20 protein-coding genes and 1 riboswitch are annotated in these 19,292 nt (G+C 53.7%); of the genes, 10 read left to right on the top strand and 10 right to left on the bottom strand.

Annotation, left to right across the window (positions count from 1 at the left end; genetic code table 11):
- Positions 1–289 precede the first annotated feature (289 nt).
- Together ACPGUT_RS05400 and ACPGUT_RS05395 are read right to left on the bottom strand one after the other, a co-directional pair.
- Positions 290–1,276 (bottom strand): sterol desaturase family protein, encoded by a 987-nt coding sequence (locus tag ACPGUT_RS05400; protein ID WP_423989299.1) that lies wholly within the window; start codon positions 1,274–1,276, stop codon positions 290–292.
- 8 nt (positions 1,277–1,284) lie between these two features.
- A complete protein-coding gene (locus tag ACPGUT_RS05395; protein WP_423989298.1) occupies positions 1,285–2,040 on the bottom strand; it encodes a class II aldolase and adducin N-terminal domain-containing protein in 756 nt (251 codons plus the stop codon).
- A 103-nt stretch (positions 2,041–2,143) separates the two neighbouring features.
- Between ACPGUT_RS05395 and ACPGUT_RS05390 the strand changes: the two genes are divergently transcribed.
- From ACPGUT_RS05390 to ACPGUT_RS05360, 7 genes are all read left to right on the top strand, one after another.
- Entirely contained in the window at positions 2,144–3,016 is an 873-nt protein-coding gene (locus tag ACPGUT_RS05390; protein ID WP_423989297.1) for a LysR substrate-binding domain-containing protein, read from the top strand.
- Positions 3,017–3,067: 51 nt separating this feature from the next.
- Entirely contained in the window at positions 3,068–4,876 is a 1,809-nt protein-coding gene (gene ade, locus ACPGUT_RS05385) for an adenine deaminase (RefSeq protein ID WP_423989296.1), read from the top strand.
- A 2-nt stretch (positions 4,877–4,878) separates the two neighbouring features.
- Complete coding sequence (locus ACPGUT_RS05380; RefSeq protein WP_423989295.1) at positions 4,879–6,360, top strand: AMP nucleosidase; 1,482 nt, start codon at positions 4,879–4,881, stop codon at positions 6,358–6,360.
- Between the two features lie 140 nt (positions 6,361–6,500).
- Positions 6,501–6,788, top strand: a complete 288-nt coding sequence (locus tag ACPGUT_RS05375) for an HU family DNA-binding protein (RefSeq protein ID WP_423989294.1) — start codon at positions 6,501–6,503, stop codon at positions 6,786–6,788.
- 81 nt (positions 6,789–6,869) lie between these two features.
- Positions 6,870–7,742 carry a DMT family transporter gene (locus ACPGUT_RS05370; RefSeq protein ID WP_423989293.1) on the top strand — a complete coding sequence of 291 codons (873 nt, stop codon included), beginning with the start codon at positions 6,870–6,872 and terminating at the stop codon, positions 7,740–7,742.
- A 47-nt stretch (positions 7,743–7,789) separates the two neighbouring features.
- Positions 7,790–8,503: a cytochrome c biogenesis CcdA family protein gene (locus ACPGUT_RS05365; RefSeq protein WP_423989292.1), complete on the top strand. Its 714-nt coding sequence runs from the start codon at positions 7,790–7,792 to the stop codon at positions 8,501–8,503.
- A gap of 15 nt (positions 8,504–8,518) precedes the next feature.
- The gene (locus ACPGUT_RS05360; protein WP_423989291.1) at positions 8,519–8,926 is read left to right on the top strand and encodes a thioredoxin family protein; all 408 of its coding nucleotides are present in this window, start codon (positions 8,519–8,521) and stop codon (positions 8,924–8,926) included.
- Here the strand turns inward: ACPGUT_RS05360 and ACPGUT_RS05355 are convergent.
- The 4 genes from ACPGUT_RS05355 to ACPGUT_RS05340 form a co-directional block, all read right to left on the bottom strand.
- Complete coding sequence (locus ACPGUT_RS05355) at positions 8,923–9,915, bottom strand: hypothetical protein (RefSeq protein WP_423989290.1); 993 nt, start codon at positions 9,913–9,915, stop codon at positions 8,923–8,925. The genes ACPGUT_RS05360 and ACPGUT_RS05355 overlap by 4 nt on opposite strands.
- A gap of 107 nt (positions 9,916–10,022) precedes the next feature.
- Positions 10,023–11,123 (bottom strand): chorismate synthase, encoded by a 1,101-nt coding sequence (gene aroC, locus ACPGUT_RS05350; RefSeq protein WP_423989289.1) that lies wholly within the window; start codon positions 11,121–11,123, stop codon positions 10,023–10,025.
- A gap of 101 nt (positions 11,124–11,224) precedes the next feature.
- Complete coding sequence (locus ACPGUT_RS05345) at positions 11,225–11,992, bottom strand: hypothetical protein (protein ID WP_423989288.1); 768 nt, start codon at positions 11,990–11,992, stop codon at positions 11,225–11,227.
- 345 nt (positions 11,993–12,337) lie between these two features.
- Positions 12,338–12,616, bottom strand: coding sequence for a hypothetical protein (locus ACPGUT_RS05340; RefSeq protein ID WP_423989287.1), 279 nt, complete (start codon positions 12,614–12,616; stop codon positions 12,338–12,340).
- Positions 12,617–12,808: 192 nt separating this feature from the next.
- Positions 12,809–12,906: riboswitch (TPP riboswitch) on the top strand.
- Positions 12,907–12,944: 38 nt separating this feature from the next.
- Between ACPGUT_RS05340 and thiB the strand changes: the two genes are divergently transcribed.
- From thiB to ACPGUT_RS05325, 3 genes are read left to right on the top strand one after another with little or no spacing between them, the layout of a single operon-like run.
- Positions 12,945–13,931 (top strand): thiamine ABC transporter substrate binding subunit, encoded by a 987-nt coding sequence (thiB, locus tag ACPGUT_RS05335; protein ID WP_423989286.1) that lies wholly within the window; start codon positions 12,945–12,947, stop codon positions 13,929–13,931.
- Positions 13,907–15,469 (top strand): thiamine/thiamine pyrophosphate ABC transporter permease ThiP, encoded by a 1,563-nt coding sequence (locus ACPGUT_RS05330; RefSeq protein ID WP_423989285.1) that lies wholly within the window; start codon positions 13,907–13,909, stop codon positions 15,467–15,469. Before thiB ends, ACPGUT_RS05330 begins: the two co-directional genes overlap by 25 nt.
- Positions 15,456–16,148, top strand: a complete 693-nt coding sequence (locus tag ACPGUT_RS05325; protein ID WP_423989284.1) for an ATP-binding cassette domain-containing protein — start codon at positions 15,456–15,458, stop codon at positions 16,146–16,148. Before ACPGUT_RS05330 ends, ACPGUT_RS05325 begins: the two co-directional genes overlap by 14 nt.
- A gap of 57 nt (positions 16,149–16,205) precedes the next feature.
- On the opposite strand, the gene ACPGUT_RS05320 is transcribed toward ACPGUT_RS05325, so the two are convergent.
- The 4 genes from ACPGUT_RS05320 to ACPGUT_RS05305 form a co-directional block, all read right to left on the bottom strand.
- Positions 16,206–16,991: a cytochrome c1 gene (locus tag ACPGUT_RS05320; RefSeq protein ID WP_423989283.1), complete on the bottom strand. Its 786-nt coding sequence runs from the start codon at positions 16,989–16,991 to the stop codon at positions 16,206–16,208.
- A 15-nt stretch (positions 16,992–17,006) separates the two neighbouring features.
- A complete protein-coding gene (locus ACPGUT_RS05315) occupies positions 17,007–18,329 on the bottom strand; it encodes a cytochrome b (RefSeq protein ID WP_423989282.1) in 1,323 nt (440 codons plus the stop codon).
- Positions 18,329–18,901, bottom strand: a complete 573-nt coding sequence (gene petA / locus ACPGUT_RS05310) for a ubiquinol-cytochrome c reductase iron-sulfur subunit (RefSeq protein WP_423989281.1) — start codon at positions 18,899–18,901, stop codon at positions 18,329–18,331. The genes ACPGUT_RS05315 and petA overlap by 1 nt, the downstream gene beginning before the upstream one ends.
- A gap of 192 nt (positions 18,902–19,093) precedes the next feature.
- Positions 19,094–19,282 (bottom strand): hypothetical protein, encoded by a 189-nt coding sequence (locus ACPGUT_RS05305; protein WP_423989280.1) that lies wholly within the window; start codon positions 19,280–19,282, stop codon positions 19,094–19,096.
- Between the last annotated feature and the right edge of the window lie 10 nt (positions 19,283–19,292).

Raw genomic sequence — 19,292 nt, 5'->3', positions numbered from 1 at the left:
TGTCGTTTATTTCGGTGGAAGTCTTTGTGCTTCCGATGAGATTGATTTAGGCCCGACCAATCCGGGTTTCAACACACAGAACTGTGAGAATTGCGTTTTTAATGTTCACGTATGCACACATAGATGTGAGCAGAAAAATCGACGGAAATCCTTGAATATCCCTATGCACAATCCATGCACATCTTATGCATATCCTATGCATACACAAAGCGCGGTATATTAAGACACAGGTAAGAAAAGCCCCGATGTAAACCGGGGCTTTCATGAGGCAAATCAGATCTGTTTTAGATCAGCGGTACATCCGTTTCTTGCGGGCGCGGGTTTCAGACGTTGCCTCAGGTGATCCGTCATGGAAGGTGCCGAACCAGCGATCCCAGGGCATTTCCTGATTGCCATAATTGCATTCGTAATATCGGTGGTGCAGCTGATGGTAAAACGTGCCCAGCGCCAGTTTGCGTTTGTCCTTAACCAACAGGTCTTCATAGCCCGTGTGCGTCATTGCGGCACCCGGCCCCTGAAAAACAATGTGAAAATACAAATGCAAGGGATGGCTGGCGACAATCCAGTGAATGCACAGCGTTGTCAGATAGACGAAATGTTCCACCGGATGCATGGAAAATCCGCTCCAGGGGCCGATGTTCACGTTGCGATGATGCAGGGAATGCACATGTTTATATAGGAACGGTTGATGCAACAGGCGATGCACCCAGTAGAAGTGGAACGCAGACCACATCGGCAAAATCACCAGAAAGGCGACGAACCAGACCGGGCTGTCGGTGAATGTGATGACAGGCGTATACCCATTTGCCATCAGCCACATGGTGACAACCTGAAACCCCGTCAACTGAAGCACCCCGGATCCCAGCGACCAGAACATATTGTCATGTACCTGATCTTTGAAATCCCACAAGGCGTTGTTGGTGCCCTGATCGCGGTGTTCAAACTTTAGCTTTTTGCCCTGACCTTTGCGCATGTAGAAATACCAGTGCAAGCCCCCCGCCGTGACAAAGATCATCACAAAATTCACGACATAAACCTGAAAGATCCAACCAAGGGCAAATGTCTGTGCTGTTTCCAGCGAGGGATATAGAAAATACCACAGCACAATCGCCAGGATCACCATCATCACCCGTTCAGACAGGGTCAGCCAGTTTGTCAGAAACCACCGCGCAAGAAAGCCCGCACGTGGGGGCCACGCAAAGACCGAACTGTCCGCCAAGGGCAGATCAGGGTGGTAATTCCATTCACGGGTCATGTCTTCCTGTTGTTCATTCATGTCAGACCTCATGATGCGTAATCAGATTTTTCATGATCAAGGATCGCCTTCAGTTCCGCCAGGTGACGCGCAGACTGATCCGGGTAATCTTCCAATTCCTGCGCAGTCTTTTCAGCGACCTCATCTGACAGCACCCGTAAAGGCACCCCACATTGCAGCGCGCGGATGTAAGTTTCGGCTGCACGTTCAAAATAATAGAGCCTATTAAAGGTATCCGCCACGGAATCACCAATTATCAGAACCCCATGGTTGCCCATGATCATCGTCTTGATTTTCGGATCCGTCAGCATCCCAGCGCAACGCGTGCCTTCTTCTTCAAACGCCAATCCGCCGAATTCTTCGTCGATGACGTAACGGTTATAGAAGGTTGCTGTATTCTGATCGATGGGCAACAGGGCGCTGTCTTTGAGGCAGGCCAGAACCGTTGCGTGAATGGAATGCACATGCATCAGACACCGGGCGTGCGGCACCAGACGATGGATAGATCCATGCAACCCCCAAGCCGTGGGATCCGGGGCATTCGGGGTGTTCAGCGCGTTGGGGTCATTGGCATCCAGATGCAGTAGATCAGATGCTTTCACCCGGGAAAAATGCACCTGATTGGGGTTCATCAGAAATTCAGTGCCGTCATCATTCACAGCAAGGCTGAAATGATTTGCCACCGCTTCGTGCATATCAAGACGGGCGGTCCAGCGGAATGCGGCGGCCATATCCACGCGTTCCTGCCAGTGATTCATATTTGGGTGAAGTTTTGCTACGGTCATTTGCGCTCTCCTGTGGTTTTGCCAAGTTGCCGTCACGCAATTTTCTTTACCAACGAAAAAAACACATGCATGCTATAAGTGAAACTTATGTCCGGATTATGATGTGAAAACCGCCCTTCCCCCTTTGAACTGGTTACGCGCCTTTGAGGCCGCCGCCCGCCACCTGTCGTTCACAGGCGCTGCGGGAGAATTGAACATGACGCAAAGCGCGGTCAGCCAGCAGATCAAGGCGCTGGAAAGCTATTTGAACACACCTTTGTTCATCCGGCGCCCACGCGGCCTGGCTTTAACCAATGTCGGGTTAACCTATCTGCCCGTTGTTCGTGATGCTTTCGCAACGCTTTCGCGCGGCACCCGGGCGGTGACGGGTGGCGACAAAAATGTTCTGCGCATTCAGTCAAATATCACCTTTTCCATTCATTGGCTTGCCCCGCGCCTGCATCTGTTTCGTGCCGCCCATCCTGACATTCAGCTTCAGGTCGAAACCGAACTGTGGGAAACACGCTACATGGCAGAAGGCGTTGATCTTGAGATCCGCTATTCTTTGCTGCCCGATCCTGCGGTGAAATCTGAATTGTTGGCGCGTGATTATTATTATCCTGTGTGTGCCCCGGACTTTCCTGTGACATCCGACAATCTTCAGGATCAGCCCTTGTATGACTGTATGAATATGCTGGGCAGCTGGCAGGATTGGGTCGAAGATCAGGGCATGGTCTGGACAGCCCCCCCGGTCACTTATGCTACAACGTTTTCCTTCACTCTGACCGTCGCCGCGGCGGGGGGCGGTATGACAATTGCCCATGATCTAATCGCGGGACATCTGATGGATCAGGGCAAGCTGATTGCACCCTTCCCCCATCGCACCCCCATGCCCGAGGCTTATTATCTTCTGATGACACCAGCAGCGGAAAAGAACCCAAACGCCCAAGCCTTTGCAAATTGGTTACATGGGCAGTTCACACATGGATCAAAATAAGGGGCCAGAATAAGGGCTTGAACCTTTGCCAAAAAGCCAGATTATAGGTCAATGGAAACAGAGACATTTAAAACATGGCCCGAATCTGCAGCCCGCCTGGTGGCAGTTGCAGCGGGCAGAGACGCCGCAGACACTGTAATCAAAGGCGGCAAATGGGTTAACGTGCACACCCGCGAAGTGCTGGACAATCACGACATCGCCATTGCGAACGGGCGTTTTGCCTTTTGCGGACCCGATGCCAGCCATTGCATTGGCCCGAATACGGAAGTGATCGAGGCCAACGGCGCCTATATGATCCCCGGCCTCTGCGATGCGCATATGCATATCGAAAGTGGGATGTTAACGCCTGCTGAATTCACCCGCGCCGTTGCCCCCCATGGCACGACCACCATGTTTACAGACCCTCATGAGATCGCAAATGTCTTGGGTCTGGAAGGCGTGCGCCTGATGCATGACGAAGCCATGTTGCAGCCTGTGAACCTTTACACACAGATGCCATCCTGCGCGCCATCTGCGCCAGGGCTTGAAACCACAGGGTTTGAAATCACCCCCGATGATGTGGCCGAAGCAATGCACTGGCCTGGGATCATTGGCCTTGGGGAAATGATGAATTTTCCTGGCGTGATCAATGGTGATCCCAAGATGTTGGCAGAAATCGCCGCCACCCAGAACGCGGGCAAGACCGTGGGGGGGCATTATGCCAGCCCGGATCTGGGCATTCCGTTTCACGCCTATGCGGCAGGCGGACCAGCGGACGATCACGAAGGCACCTGCGAAGCCGATGCCATCGCCCGTGTCCGCCAAGGCATGCGCCACATGATGCGCCTTGGGTCCGCTTGGTATGACGTGGAAACACAGATTACCGCAGTGACGGAAAAAGGCCTAGATCCCCGCAATTTCATCCTGTGTACCGATGACTGCCATTCTGGCACTTTGGTGAATGACGGGCATATGAACCGGGTTGTGCGCCACGCAATTGATTGCGGCTGTGACCCGCTGATCGCCTTACAAATGGCGACGATCAACACGGCGACACATTTCGGCCTGGAACGTGAATTGGGATCCATCGCGCCTGGACGTCGTGCCGATGTGATCCTGACATCCGATCTAAAAACCCTACCTATCGACACTGTTATTGCACGCGGTAAAATCATCGCGAAACAGGGTCTAATGTTGGCAGAATGCCCCCATTTGGACTGGCCAGACCATGCCCGTGACACCGTCAACATGGCGCGTGATTTGTCAGCAGATGATTTCATCATCACCGCCCCCGAAGGCGCAAACCACGTCACCGCCAATGTGATTGGTGTGGTGGAAAACCAGGCCCCGACAAAGGCGCTTCAGGTGGAACTGCCTGTGGTGAATGGCGAAGTCAAAGGTGATGCTGCCCAAGATGTCTGCCAGATTTCACTGGTGGAACGCCATCGTGCAACCGGAGGCGTGACAAACGCGCTTGTGTCTGGCTTTGGCTACACCGGCAAAATGGCCATGGCATCCACCGTTGCCCATGACAGCCACCATATGATCGTGATCGGCACCAGCCAGGATGACATGGCCCTGGCCGCAAACCGTTTGCGCGAAGTCGGCGGTGGTGTTGTCATCTATAAAGATGGGCAGGAACTGGCCCTGGTAAAGCTGCCCATCGCAGGCCTGATGTCTGACAGCCCTGCGCAGGACGTCGCAGCCCAAGCAGACGCCCTAGGTGACGCCATGCGCGCCTGTGGTTGCAGCCTGAACAACGCTTATATGCAGCATTCCCTGCTGGCGCTTGTCGTGATCCCTGAAATGCGGATTTCCGATCTGGGCCTTGTGGATGTGCGCACATTTGAACTGATACCGCTGTTTGAAGAAGGAAAATAATAATGACAGCCGATCCTGAACTTTCCGTCCAATCCCCACCGACGCCCGCCCCGAAAACATTCACCGATGCGAAAAAGGCGGTGGCGCATCTGTGTAGCCTTTATGAGACCGCGACTACATTCCTGTGCGAACGCTTTTCATCCTGTGTGGCCGGTCCGCGCCCCCAGGAACGCTTTCGCGCATTTTATCCCGAGATCCGGATTAAAACCACAAGTTACGCCCAGGCCGATACGCGCCTTGCCTTTGGACATGTGTCTAATCCGGGGGAATACGCCACAACCGTCACCCGCCCCGACCTGTTCCGCGCCTATCTGGAACACCAGATTGATCTGCTGATGTGCAGCCATGATGTTGCGGTGACAATTGCCGTGTCTGACACCCCAATCCCCGTACATTTCGCCGTTGTAAATGACGCGAATGTTTCGGTCCCTCAGGGCGGTGCGATGGAATACCCCCTGCGTGACATCTTTGATGTGCCAGATCTGTCGACCACCAATGACGACATTGTAAACGGTACAAGTTCTGCCCATGCAGACGGATCCCTGCCCCTTGCCCCCTTCACGGCACAGCGCGTGGATTATTCTCTGGCAAGACTGTCTCATTACACCGCGACCGATCCAAGCCATTTCCAGAACCATGTGTTGTTTACCAACTACCAGTTCTATGTGTCCGAGTTCGAAGCCTATGCGCGTGAAATGCTGGCCGATCCGGACAGTGGTTACGTCAGCTTTGTTTCGACCGGGAATATCGAGATCACCAAAGCGGATGAAGATTGTCCTCACCCTGCCAAGCTGCCCCAGATGCCGACCTATCATCTGAAACGTGCGGATGGCGGCGGCATCACACTGGTGAACATTGGTGTAGGTCCATCAAACGCGAAAACCGCAACCGACCACATTGCTGTTTTGCGGCCTCATGCGTGGTTGATGGTCGGACACTGCGCCGGCCTGCGGAACACCCAGGCCCTGGGTGATTTTGTGCTGGCACATTCTTACCTGCGTGAAGATCACGTTCTGGATGACGACCTGCCCGTCTGGGTTCCCATCCCGCCCTTGGCCGAGGTTCAGGTCGCGTTAGAACAGGCGGTTGCTGATGTCACCCAACTGGAAGGGTACGAGTTGAAACGCCTGATGCGGACGGGCACGGTTGCGACGATTGACAACCGCAACTGGGAACTTCGCGACCAAAGCGGCCCTGTGCAACGCCTTTCGCAATCACGTGCCGTGGCCCTGGATATGGAAAGCGCAACAATTGCCGCCAATGGTTTTCGGTTCCGGGTGCCTTACGGAACCTTGTTGTGTGTCAGTGATAAACCCTTGCACGGGGAACTAAAATTGCCCGGCATGGCGTCTGATTTCTACACGACACAGGTGCAAAGACACCTAAAAATCGGAATTCGGGCCATGGAAATGATCCGCGAAATGCCCTTGGAACGTATTCATTCACGCAAATTGCGTAGCTTTGAGGAGACAGCTTTCCTCTGAACACCCGAATTGTGGCGAAATCTTGCCAAAATGACTGAAAAAATTGACTTTTTGGATCGGAAATCGTTGTGTCACCCGCCACAATCCCTTTAAATGCCTGCAATCACGTCCCAACAGGACAATAACGAGGAGAGAATTATATGTCTAAACCAATGACGAAGACCCAACTGGTAGCTGCACTCGCAGAAGAAATGGGCGCAGACAAGAAAGCTGCTTCTGGTGCACTTGACGCTGTTATCGCAGTTATCACCAGTGAAGTTTCCGGCGGCGGTGCCGTGACTCTCCCAGGTGTTGGCAAAATCTATTGCCGCGAGCGTCCTGAGCGTATGGTTCGCAACCCAGCAACTGGTGAGCAAATCAAAAAAGACGCTGATAAGGTTGTGAAAATGACCATCGCGAAAGCGCTGAAAGACAGCGTAAACGCATAATTGGTCTTGCAGGCCTCAGGCCCGCAGATGATAGTGAAAAGGTCGCCTTAAAGGCGGCCTTTTTTCTTTGGGGGATGAGACATGGATCTGCGCGCAATTGCGATGGGGCTGACCTTTGCCTTTATGTGGTCATCCGCGTTCACCTCGGCCCGTATCCTTGTGGAACTTGCCCCGCCGCTGACCGCCCTTGCGGTACGCTTTGCCACGTCGGGTACGTTGGCCATGCTGATTGCCTGGTATATGGGGCAAAATTTCCAACTGACCCGCGGGCAATGGAAGGCCACGATCGTTTTCGGGATCTGCCAGAATGCGCTGTATCTGGGCCTGAACTTTGTCGCGATGCAGTGGATTGAAGCATCCGTAGCGGCGATCATCGCATCGACCATGCCCTTGATGGCGGCATTCCTAGGCTGGGCCTTTTTCCGGGAAAAACTGCCGTCCATGGCGATCTTTGGCCTGTTTGCCGGGGTTGTCGGCGTTGCCATCATCATGAGCGGCCGCATTTCTGGCGAAGGCATCGATATAACCGGGCTGATTTTCTGCTTTATCGGTGCGCTTGGCTTGGCGGTGGCGACCCTGTCCGTGCGCGGTGCCCTGGCTGGTGGCAATATGATGATGATTGTCGGGCTACAAATGTGGATTGGCGCTGTGATCCTTGCGGTGATTGGCCTGGCCACGGAAACCCAATTTATCATCTTCAACTGGTCCCTTGTCATGGCCTTTACCTATACAACGCTTGTGCCCGGACTTGCTGCGACGTTCATCTGGTTTGCGCTTGTGTCACGTATTGGCGCGGTGCGGGCGTCGGTGTTTCACTTTCTCAATCCCTTCCTTGGTGTGGCCGTTGCTGCCGTTATTCTTGGAGAAAGCCTGGGCCTGATGGATATCATTGGGGTGGCGGTGATCACAGGCGCCATCATCATGGTGCAGATGTCCAAAAGCCCCGCACGTTAACGCGAACGTGAGATGACATTGCGCCTGCCCCGCGCCACAAACACCCTATGGAATTTATTTTTGCATATGGCGCGGGTCTGCTGACCCTGATCAACCCCTGCGTTTTGCCCGTTCTGCCCATTGTGCTGGCCAGTGGGTTACAAACCCACCGCCACGCCCCCACGGCCATTGCCCTTGGCATGTCTGTCAGCTTTGTCGTGCTGGGGATGATTGTTGCAACGCTGGGCTTTAGCCTTGGGATACGCCCCGATGATATTGCGCGCTATGGGGCGATTGCGATGATCGTCTTTGGGATCATCCTGCTGACTCCGCGTCTTGGCGATATGTTCACCGGGGCAACGTCTGGTTTTGCGGCAAAGGCCGACGGTCAGATCGATCAGGTCGCACAGAACGGTCTGCGTGGCCAGATCCTTGGTGGTGCCCTTCTTGGTGCTGTCTGGAGCCCCTGTATCGGCCCAACGCTGGGCGGCGCAATTGCGCTGGCGTCTCAGGGTGAAAGCCTGACGCGGGCTGGGTTGATCATGATATTCTTCGCCCTTGGCGTATCTACGTTGATCTTGGGGCTGGGGTATGGTGCGCGCGCCGCTTTGATGCGCCGCCAGGCCCTATTGCGCCGGATCGCCGCCGTTTCCAAACCCCTGATGGGTGTGGTGTTCATCCTTGTTGGCACCGCAATCCTGTTGAAATGGCACCACATTGCCGAAGCTTGGGCCCTGCAGAACCTGCCTTACTGGCTAACCGATCTTTCCGTATCTCTTTAAACAAAGGACACTGACATGAACCGCCGTACTTTCCTGATGACAACCGCCGCTGCTGCCCTGTTGCCGACGCTGGCCTCTGCCGCACAAAATTACACGCCGGGCCTGGTGGACAGCCTCTTGGCTGAAGGCAAAACTGTATTCATCGATTTCAAAACCGACTGGTGCACCACATGTGCCGCCCAGGAACGGGTGATCGGCGGGCTGTTGTCAAACAACCCTGAATACGCCGAAAACATCGCCTTCGTGAATGTGGATTGGGACAATTACGCAAATGACGAACTGTCCATCCGCCTGCGCATTCCCCGCCGATCCACCCTTGTGGTGCTAAAAGGCGAGGAAGAACTGGGCCGCATCGTTGCTGGCACATCCCGCAGCCAGATCCAGGCCCTGATGGACACGGCCCTGACCGCAGCCACGGCTTAACCAGTCTGTGCGGGGGCATCCGTTGATGTGCCCGCGCGCCCCCCTGACACCCAGCTGACCGCTTTTTCGCCAAGGCTGCGGAATTTTCCAGATGTGTTTTCCAGCTTGTTCATCCATTCCGGATCTGGCGTTTGCCCTTCGGTCACTTTGAAATAGGCTTGCAACAGACAGGCAATCGCGAAGGGTTCAATCAACGCGGCCTTCACAGCCCAGGCGAAGATGATCGCAAAGACAAACCCGCCTGCAGACCAGCCACCCGGGATCATATAAACAACCGCACCCGCCGGGGCGAGCATGATCAGAAACACCACAAAAGATAGAATATAGCTAACGATTGTGATGATCGCGGCATTCTTTAGCATCGGCTTTGCGTTTTGGGCATATAGCACCAGGGCCTCTTGTGCGCCGGTCCAAGGGTTTTCGACCTTTTCGCGGATCAGATGGGCAAGGATCACCTCATCAATCAGGCCAACCGCAACCTTTAGAAAAGCGCGCACAAGGTTCATTATCCCATCAAGGCCAGGAATGGGCAAAAGGGATGCAATCCCCTGCACAAGGCCCGTTACCGCACGAATGACACCTTTGATCAGGCGATCAATCGCAAACAGCACATTCGCCTGGGCAAAGCGTTCTTTTACAATTCCCTGCGCATAGGCAATCTGACCTTTGCCACCTGGGATGTCGCGCCCTTCAAGATATTCAATCATCACCGCAATATGGCCAGCCTTAACCATATACAGGATATAATCGCGCATGAAAAACAGCGCAGCCCCTGCAATACCAAAGCCAGCCGCACCGCCCCATAGTGTGGAAGAGGCCTGAAAACCGTCATCCCCCATAGCACCAACACCCCAACCGATGCCCGCGCCCGTACCCGTTGCCAGGATCCAAGCGACAGCAATGCCAAAATACACAGCCATTCGAAAGAAAAGGAAAGGCGCGGTTTTGCGCATCACCGACATAGATGTGGAAAAAGAAAAGTCGCTCATAGTATTCTCCGATAAAATTATGGTGGAATGCAAAAACACCCCGGCGTTGACGCCAGGGTTACAAAATAAACAGTGTTATTCAAAAACAGGGGCAAAGGGCCGGAAGATTATCCGATAACACCCTGATTTTCGCCGACTTGCCCGCGGTGCAGCAGCACGTGATCCAGAACCACACAGGCCATCATCGCTTCGCCAACCGGTACCGCACGCACACCGACACAAGGGTCATGACGGCCTTTGGTGACGACTTCAATTGGGGTGCCGTCTTTGCGAATGGATTGGCGCGGGGTTAGGATGGACGACGTCGGTTTCACCGCAAACCGCACAACCACGTCTTGCCCGGTGGAAATGCCACCCAGAATGCCACCGGCATGGTTTGACGAATATTCCGGGCCGTTTTCACCCATAAAGATTTCATCTGCATTGTCAGTACCGGTCAGGCGCGACGCGGCCATGCCTTCGCCGATTTCAACACCTTTCACAGCGTTGATCGACATCATCGCAGCGGCCAAATCAGTGTCTAACTTGGCGTAAATCGGTGCGCCAAGGCCCGCAGGCAGGTTTTGTGCGATGACTTCAACCGTCGCCCCGACCGAATTATGTTCCTTGCGGATCTTCTGCAGGTAATCTTCCCAAGCTGGGGCCGCATTCGCATCAGGCAACCAGAAATCATTGCCTTCAATCGCACCCAGATCAATTTTAGAACGATCCAGTTCCATCGCCCCCATAGCGGTCATGTAACCGACGATCTGCACCTTAGGCAGCAGGTGGTTCAGCACGGCGCGCGCAAGCCCCCCCGCGGCCACACGTGCCGCAGTTTCACGGGCAGAAGACCGCCCACCACCACGATAATCGCGATTGCCGTATTTCTGGTGATAGGTGATATCCGCGTGCCCCGGACGGAAGGTATTGGCAATGTCGCCGTAATCTTTGCTGCGTTGATCGGTGTTCTCGATCATCAGCTGAATAGAGGTGCCGGTTGTCTTACCCTCAAACACGCCGGACAGGATACGCACCTGATCCGGTTCATTGCGCTGGGTCATGTTTTTGTTCTGGCCGGGGCGACGCTTGTCCAGGAATTGCTGAATAAAAGCTTCATCCACCGGCACATTCGGCGGGCAGCCGTCTACAGTCGCACCCAATGCAGGCCCGTGGCTTTCGCCCCAAGTGGTCACACGAAAAAGATGTCCGAATGTATTCATGCTCATGGTGGCGCTCCTGTTCTTCGACTGTCTTTAGCCGGAAACGTTGGCGTAGAAAAGAGCGGGCATAAAAAAGGCCACCTCATCGATGGCCTTTAAAACTTGTTTTAATTGTATTCGTTGATCAGAGTACGCTGGCCCTTGAACAAAGGCACTGAGTTTACAGACGCATCCCGACCAAATGGAAGAGTCAGGGCAACACCAAATTGCTTGCCGTCATCTCCGAAGTAATCAACGTCAGCCAATTCCAGCGTCAGATAGGCAGGCCGGTCAAATGTTATTGCGCTAACGTTAATATCGGTTCCTATCGCAGTCAGGGAAAATTGATCTCCTGAATTCCGATCCCGTTGATGGCGAACAAAAATGCTAACGCCGTCCGATGCCATATAACGCGCGGCAAGTCCGTGCACCCCATAGCCGTCCTCTCCCGGCTGTTCGACCCGGCCATTAAACCCATGCACGCGAAAACGGTCAAAATCATAGATTCCTTCTATACCGTAGATTTCGACGGTATCTGGGTCGTCACCTGAACGTTGCATGCCCAAATTCTGATAAAAAACCCCTATCCGACCATTACCAACCCGCACATACGGCTGCACGTATCCCCCCTTATAGACGCCATAGTTTTCATTATCGTAATTTTCATCCGTGTAACTCAGGCCAAGGGTCAGACCAAAACGCGACCCCAACCCCAGATCAGTCAACGCTGTGACACGACGAACAGAGCCATCAGTACCACCATCGTTAATGGATGAATCAGAAATACTAAGGCTACCAGAGTATTCCAAAGACTGCGCGCCCACCATGGCAGGCAGCCAAATCCCAAACGCCAAGACACCAATTAACATTTTTTGAGTAGAAAATTTCTCAAACATAGGTTCCCCCAATAATTGTTCTATAGCTGAGGCATAAAGCGCGCCATGCACCCGGTCTATGTTATGGAAAAATTAAATTCTGAAACGTTACCCCTATGGCACATTGCTAAGGCGAGATTTCCCTAATAAGTTGTGAACCCCTATCCAAATTACGGGCCCAACGTAGCGCGCCTATTCGTCCTCGTCTTCAACCAGAGTATCGCCAAGGGGAACGCGATCCCCAAAAGGCCGCATCAGGGAAGACGCGGCCTCGATCATGGCTTTGTATCAAGTTATTTGGCGAAAGCCGGATAATTCGAAAACATGCTGACCAGAGCCAACGTTCTGACATCGACACGCGAGATTTCAAAGGTTGTATGTACCGGTAAAATCAAACCTGTTCATATCCGCTTTGGGCAAAAGGCTATCGTAATTTGCCTGTTTAAACCCTGCATCTAACGTAAAACGATCACCAAACCCAAACTCACCACGTACACCGATGATATTGCCATCCAAGGTCGGGCCATTGTCCGGCAAATCTGCCTGTTGAAAACCCAAGCCAACCTCGGCCCCTTTAAATTCAAATGCAGTTGCCGATGTTCCAGTGCAAACGACCGCAGCCGTTGCTAATAAAATTGACTTCATCTTCCCTCACAGGTTTCGTATTTTTTGTAAGTTATGGGGAAGATACAAGAAATGAGACCAGAATGTGGCAAGGCGGAAGGCTCCCCCCCTTATTTATTAGGCATTTCCTAAGTGGCACATTTTCCTTCGCGAATGGCAGAAACTATCCAGACGATACACGTCTTGCACCTGAAGGTGACTGGCTTTACAAGCGAACCTACCTCGGGGGGCCTATCTGGCTGAGATGCGCAAGCGGACCCGTAGAACCTGAACCGGTTAAGACCGGCGGAGGGAAGGTTGAGATGAACTCATCCAGACATCCGCCCGTCGGCAATGAAAAGGATGAGATATGAAATATCTTACACTCGCCGCGGGACTTTGTGCAGCCACTGTAGCTGGCGCAGAGACCCCAATTCTAAACGTTTATACATATGACAGCTTCACGTCTGATTGGGGCCCTGGCCCCGCGATTGAAGCCGCCTTTGAAGACATCTGCAGCTGTGATCTACAGTTTTCAGCCGTAGGCGATGGCGCAGCCCTGATCGCACGCCTGAACTTGGAAGGTGATCACTCTGAAGCCGACGTTGTGCTTGGCATCGACACAAACCTTGCGGATCAGGCCTTGGCCGATCAGTTCTTTGTGCCGCATACGCTGGAAAACCCTGCGCTGACCCTGCCGATTGAATGGGATAACGCAACTTATGTTCCATATGACTGGGGCTATTTCGCCTTTGTCTATGACACCACAAAAACAGACACTATTCCTGCGAATTTCCGTGATTTGGCGGCCTCTGATCTGAAAGTTGTGATCCAGGATCCGCGCACGTCCACCCCCGGCCTTGGCCTGATGATGTGGATAAAAGCGGCCTATGGCGACGAAGCCCCTGCAATCTGGACGGATTTGTCTGACAATATCGTCACCGTCACCAAAGGCTGGTCCGAATCCTACGGCATGTTCCTTGAAGGCGAAGCCGACATGGCCCTGTCCTATACCACGTCCCCAGCCTACCACCTGATTGTGGAAGAAGATGCGTCCAAGTCTGCAGCAGCCTTTGACGAAGGCCACTACATGCAGATCGAAGTCGCCGCCGTGACCAAATCTGCAGATCAGCCGGAGCTGGCGCAACAATTCTTGGAATTCATGATTTCAGACGCCGCGCAGACCATTTTACCAACCACCAACTGGATGTATCCAGCAGCAACACCTGCCGCCGGTCTGCCAGAAGGGTTCGAAACTTTGACGGTGCCAGAAAAATCCCTACTGATCCCAGCAGAAGATGCAGGTTCTATACGCGAAGCGGCATTGGCTGAATGGCTCGACGCGCTTTCACAATAACGCCTTTAGGCGTCTGGGGGGCGGCTGCGGCCGCCCTTTTGCTGTTTCTGACTCTTGGCACGCTTATTGCCGTTGCCCTACGCGCTGAGTTTTCACAGGGGTTGGGGCCTGCTGATATTGCGGCGCTAAAGTTCACGCTGACACAGGCGTTCTTTTCGGCCCTGATTTCCACGGCTCTGGCCATCCCCATTGCCCGCGCTTTGGCGCGGCGGCGTTTTCCCGGGCGCCAGATCCTGATTACATTGCTGGGCGCCCCCTTTATCCTTCCAGTGATCGTTGCGGTTCTGGGGTTGCTCGCGGTGTTTGGCAGATCCGGTTTGTTCAATCAGATCCTGAACAGCCTTGGCATCGAAACAGTGTCTATTTATGGGTTTTCGGGCGTATTACTGGCGCATGTGTTTTTCAATCTTCCCCTTGCAACGCGCCTGATGTTGCAAGCATGGCTTACCATTCCCGGGGAACGCTTTCGTTTGGCACAGAGCCTAGGTTTACCCCCCCGCGCTGTGTTTCGTCAGATCGAACTGCCGATGCTGCGCGAAATCATTCCAGGAATTTTCGCCGTGATTTTCCTGATCTGCACCACCAGTTTCGCCGTCGCCTTGACCCTTGGCGGCGGACCGCGTGCAACCACAATTGAACTGGCAATTTATCAGGCTCTGCGCAGTGATTTCGACCCAGGAAAAGCTGCAATGCTTGCTGGTATTCAGTTTCTGATTTGTAGCCTCGCCGCTACAACCGCGTGGTATTTCACACGTCAGCAGGAAACCGCAGCTGGGCTTGATCGGTCGATCAACCGGCTGGATGTGGCGTCACCTTTGTTACGGGGCATGGATGCGTTCTGGCTGACATTGGCTGCGGCTTTTGTTGTCCTTCCGCTGCTCATGGTCATTCAACGGGGGCTGATGCAGGTTCTGACCCTGCCCGAAGTCGTCTGGTTGGCCGCAGGTCGGTCTGTGATGATGGCCTTGCTATCCGCCATTGTGATGCTGATCCTCGTTGTGCCCTTGGCATTAATTGCTGCGAAACGCCGCCGCGCCTGGCCAGAAGCCGTGGCGTATCTTTCTGTTTCCGCCTCTCCTTTGGTCATCGGAACGGGCCTTTTCATTCTGCTAAACCCACATTTTAATCCGCGAGATCTGGCACTGCCTATCACCATTCTGGTCAACGCAGCGATGGCGGTGCCCTTTGCATTGCGCGCCCTTTTGCCTGCAATACGAGAGGTGGAACGCAACTGGACCCCGCTGGCGGATCAATTGGGTATAACAGGATTGGCGCGGTTTCGACTGGTGATATTGCCACGCGTGCAGGCACCCCTTGGATTTGCACTGGGGCTGACGGCGGCTTTATCAATGGGGGACTTGGGCGTTGTGGCCCTGTTCGCCGACCCCGAGGCCGGTACATTGCCCCTGATGATCTATCGCCTGATGGGCGCATATCGCATGGATCAGGCGGCGGGCGCTGCCTTGCTTTTATTATGCCTCAGTCTTGCGATTTTCATGATATTTGAGCGTGGAGGACAACGACATGCTGACACTTGATGGCCTGCATCTGAAACAAGGGGATTTTTCCCTAACAGCGGATTTCACCCTTCATCCAGGACGGAAGATCACCGTAATTGGCGCGTCTGGCGGAGGAAAATCGACGTTGCTGGCGGCGATAGCCGGGTTTCTGGCCCCGACATCCGGTCAGATTTTCTGGAAGGATGAAAATCTGACAGAGAAACCGCCGTCGAAACGTCCGATCAGCATGATTTTTCAGGACAACAATTTGTTCCCCCATCTGAATGCCACGCAAAATATCGGCCTTGGGATATCGCCATCTTTGCGCCTAAGTGCGGCAGATCATCAGCGGATAGAGGCCGCCCTTGCGCGCGTGGGACTGGCAGAGATGGCCACGCGTAAACCCGCAGAATTGTCTGGCGGGCAAATCGCACGCGTGGCACTGGCAAGGCTGCTTGTGCAGGGCAACCCTGTGGTTTTGCTGGACGAACCTTTTGCCGCGCTTGGTCCGGCCATGCGTGCTGAAATGCTGGATCTGGTGGCAGAGCTGGTCGAGGAAACTGGCGCAACCCTGTTGATGGTCACCCATGCGCCGGAGGATGCAAAACGCATCTCGGATCAGGTGATTCTTGTGGCAGATCATCATGCCCATGCCCCGGTAGACACGAAACATCTGTTTGAAAACCCACCTGACGCTATGCGTGATTGGCTTGGATAAGGCTCAAAAAAAGCCCCGCCGGATGGGCGGGGCTTTTTAATTTAGGGGAAGGTCGGCTTAGCCGTCGCTTTTCAGCTTTTTACCTTTAACACCCGCCCAGAGACGTTTGTTGGTCAGGTAAAGCAGAACAGACAGCAGCACCAGGATGCCAACACCGATGAAACCAGCCTGTTTACGGGCCATCATCTTGGGTTCAGCAGTCCACATCAGGAAGGCAGAAACATCTTCCGCCATCTGGTGAACGGTCGCAGGTGTGCCGTCGGCATATTCAACGCGATCATCAAACAGAGGCGGCGCCATGGAAATGTTCCCACCGGCAAAGGTGTCGTTGCCATACAGCCCATCTTCGTCGTGACCATTATAGCTGGTCAGCAAAGATGCGATATATTCAGGGCCACCCATACCATAAACGATCTGGTTGATACCAAGGCCCGCAGGGCCGTGGAAACCCGCACGTGCCTTCGCCATCAGGGTCAGGTCAGGTGCGCCAGCTGCTGTGTTCGCAGGAAACTTATCCGCAGGCACAGCAGGACGGTAATCGTCGGTTTCAGGATCATAAACTTCGACAGTTGCTGCATATGCACGCGCCTGGTCCGGCGTATAAGACGGGCCACCTTCATCAGAAAGGTTGCGGAAGTACAGATACTGCAGACCGTGACAAGCTGAACAAACCTCGGTGTAAACCTGAAGGCCGCGCTGCAGCTGATCGCGATCGAAGGTCCCAAAGGGGCCCTCGAAAGAGAAGTCAAAGTCTTCGATGTGTTGCTCACCACCACCGGCAGCCATCGCACCAGATGTTAGGCCAAGGCTTACAACGGCTGAGATCAGAATATTTTTGAACATAGAACTGATCCTTTCTTAGTTGGCTGACTTATCAGCGCCCGGGTAATGGGCGTTGAAGTCGGCTTCGATGGAGTCTGGCAGAGCATCTGGTTTCTCGATGACACCCAACAGCGGCAGGATCACGAAGAAATACGCGAACCAGTAAGTTGCTGCGATCAGTGAGATCCAGTCGTATGGGAAGTCAGTCGGACGCGCGCCAACCCACATCAATACGAAGAAATCAACAACCAGAACAGCGAACCACATGCGGAACATCGGACGGTAACGACCGGAACGTACGCTTGATGTGTCCAGCCATGGGGCCAGAGCCATCGCAACGATCGCACCGAACATCGCCAGAACACCGAAGAATTTCGCATCAACAATACCGCCGGTCAGAAGTTCGACCAACTGCACGGCCCAGACTTCGCCAGTGAAGGCACGCAGGATCGCGTAGAACGGCAGGAAGTACCATTCAGGAACGATGTGCGCAGGTGTCGCCAGAGCATTCGCAGGCACATAGTTATCCGGGTGACCCAGGTAGTTTGGCATAAAGCCAACGATAGCCCAGAAGATTGTCAGGATAACAGCCAGCGCGAACAGATCTTTGATCACAAAGTAAGGCCAGAATGGCAGTGTGTCTTTTTTGACTTCTGCAAGATCCTTACGACGCACTTCAACACCAGTTGGGTTGTTGTTGCCAGTGTGGTGGAACGCCCAGATGTGAACAATCACAAGGCCCGCAATCACGAACGGCAGCAGATAGTGCAGCGAGAAGAAACGGTTCAGAGCAGGTTGACCAACAGCGCCAGCACCCAAAAGCCAGGTTTGCAGAGCTTCACCCAGACCAGGAACCGCACCGAACAGACCGGTGATAACCGCTGTCCCGTGGAAAGACATCTGACCCCATGGCAGAACATAACCCATAAAGGCTGTGCCCATCATCAGGAGATAGATCAGCATGCCGATCACCCATGTGATTTCACGCGGTGCTTTGTAAGACCCGTAGTACAGACCACGGAAGATGTGCGCGTAAACAGCCACGAAGAACAGTGAAGCACCGTTCATGTGAACGTAACGGATCATGTGACCGCCGTTTACGTCACGCATGATGTGTTCGATTGACGCGAAGGCCAGATCAACATGCGGGGTGTAATGCATTACAAGAACGATACCTGTAACGATTTGCAGAACCAGACAGAAGGTCAGGACAATGCCCCAGATCCACATCCAGTTCAGGTTTTTCGGCGTAGGCGCCGTCAGTGTTGTGTAGAGCAGACCAAGAATTGGAAGACGGGAATCAACCCATTTTTCAATGCCTGTCTTTGGCTCATAGATGTCGTGCGGAAGACCAGACATTAAGATTCCTCCCCAAGCTGAACAGTGTTTTCATCAACAAAGAACGCGATCGGAACCGGAAGGTTCTCAGGTGCCGGGCCCTTACGGATACGACCAGCAGTGTCATAGTGCGAACCGTGGCATGGGCAGAACCAGCCATGGAAATCACCAGCACCGTCGCCCAGTGGAACGCAGCCAAGGTGTGTACACACACCCATCATGATCAACCATTTACCTTCTTCATCGAGGGTACGGTTTTCATCAGACGCGTCAGCACCAGTGCTGCGGTTTTCGTTGCGCGCTTCTGCATCGATGAGTTCACTCATCTCAACGGCGCGACCAGCTTCGATTTCCTCTTCCGTCCGGTGACGGATGAAAACCGGCTTGCCCTGCCATTTAACAGTCAGCTGTGTGCCCGGGGAAATCCCGGAAATATCTACTCGGATAGAGGCCAGAGCCAGCACGTCCGCGCTTGGATTCATCTGATTAACCAGCGGCAGAACAACTGCGCCAGTTGCAACGGCGGCGGTGCCACCAGTCGCGTAATAGAGAAAATCCCGACGGGTGCCTTCGTGATCATCTGTGTGGGACACGAGTGTTTCTCCCTTTCAGGTATCGTGAGGTGCCATAACGACGACGGACCACGCGCAAGCGTAGCCTTCCGGCGGTGTTTAGCCCGCGGATATGGCTACGTCCAGCAGACATTGATGGCGAAACGCAATTTATGCATATTTGTCGCGGAAAATACGCAATTTTATCGCTCTGTTTCAGTCAGGTTTAACGCATCATTTACCATCTGGTTTGCGGCAGATCCGGGGACATCGCGCCAAAGCACCGGAAATATGTACCGCCTTACGCCCCTGTTTCACGCGATAAACGGGCTGTAATTGAATAACAAACAGGCCAATCATATAGTCTCCGATATAAATATTATGCCGGATAAATCCTATCTCGCCACCCCAGTTGCCAATCATATCATTCCCA

Source organism: Halocynthiibacter sp. (genome assembly GCF_049608145.1).
In the GTDB taxonomy this organism is placed as follows: Bacteria; Pseudomonadota; Alphaproteobacteria; order Rhodobacterales; family Rhodobacteraceae; genus Halocynthiibacter.
Note: the sequence above shows the minus strand (reverse complement) of the source record. Positions and strands in the feature narration are given on the sequence as shown.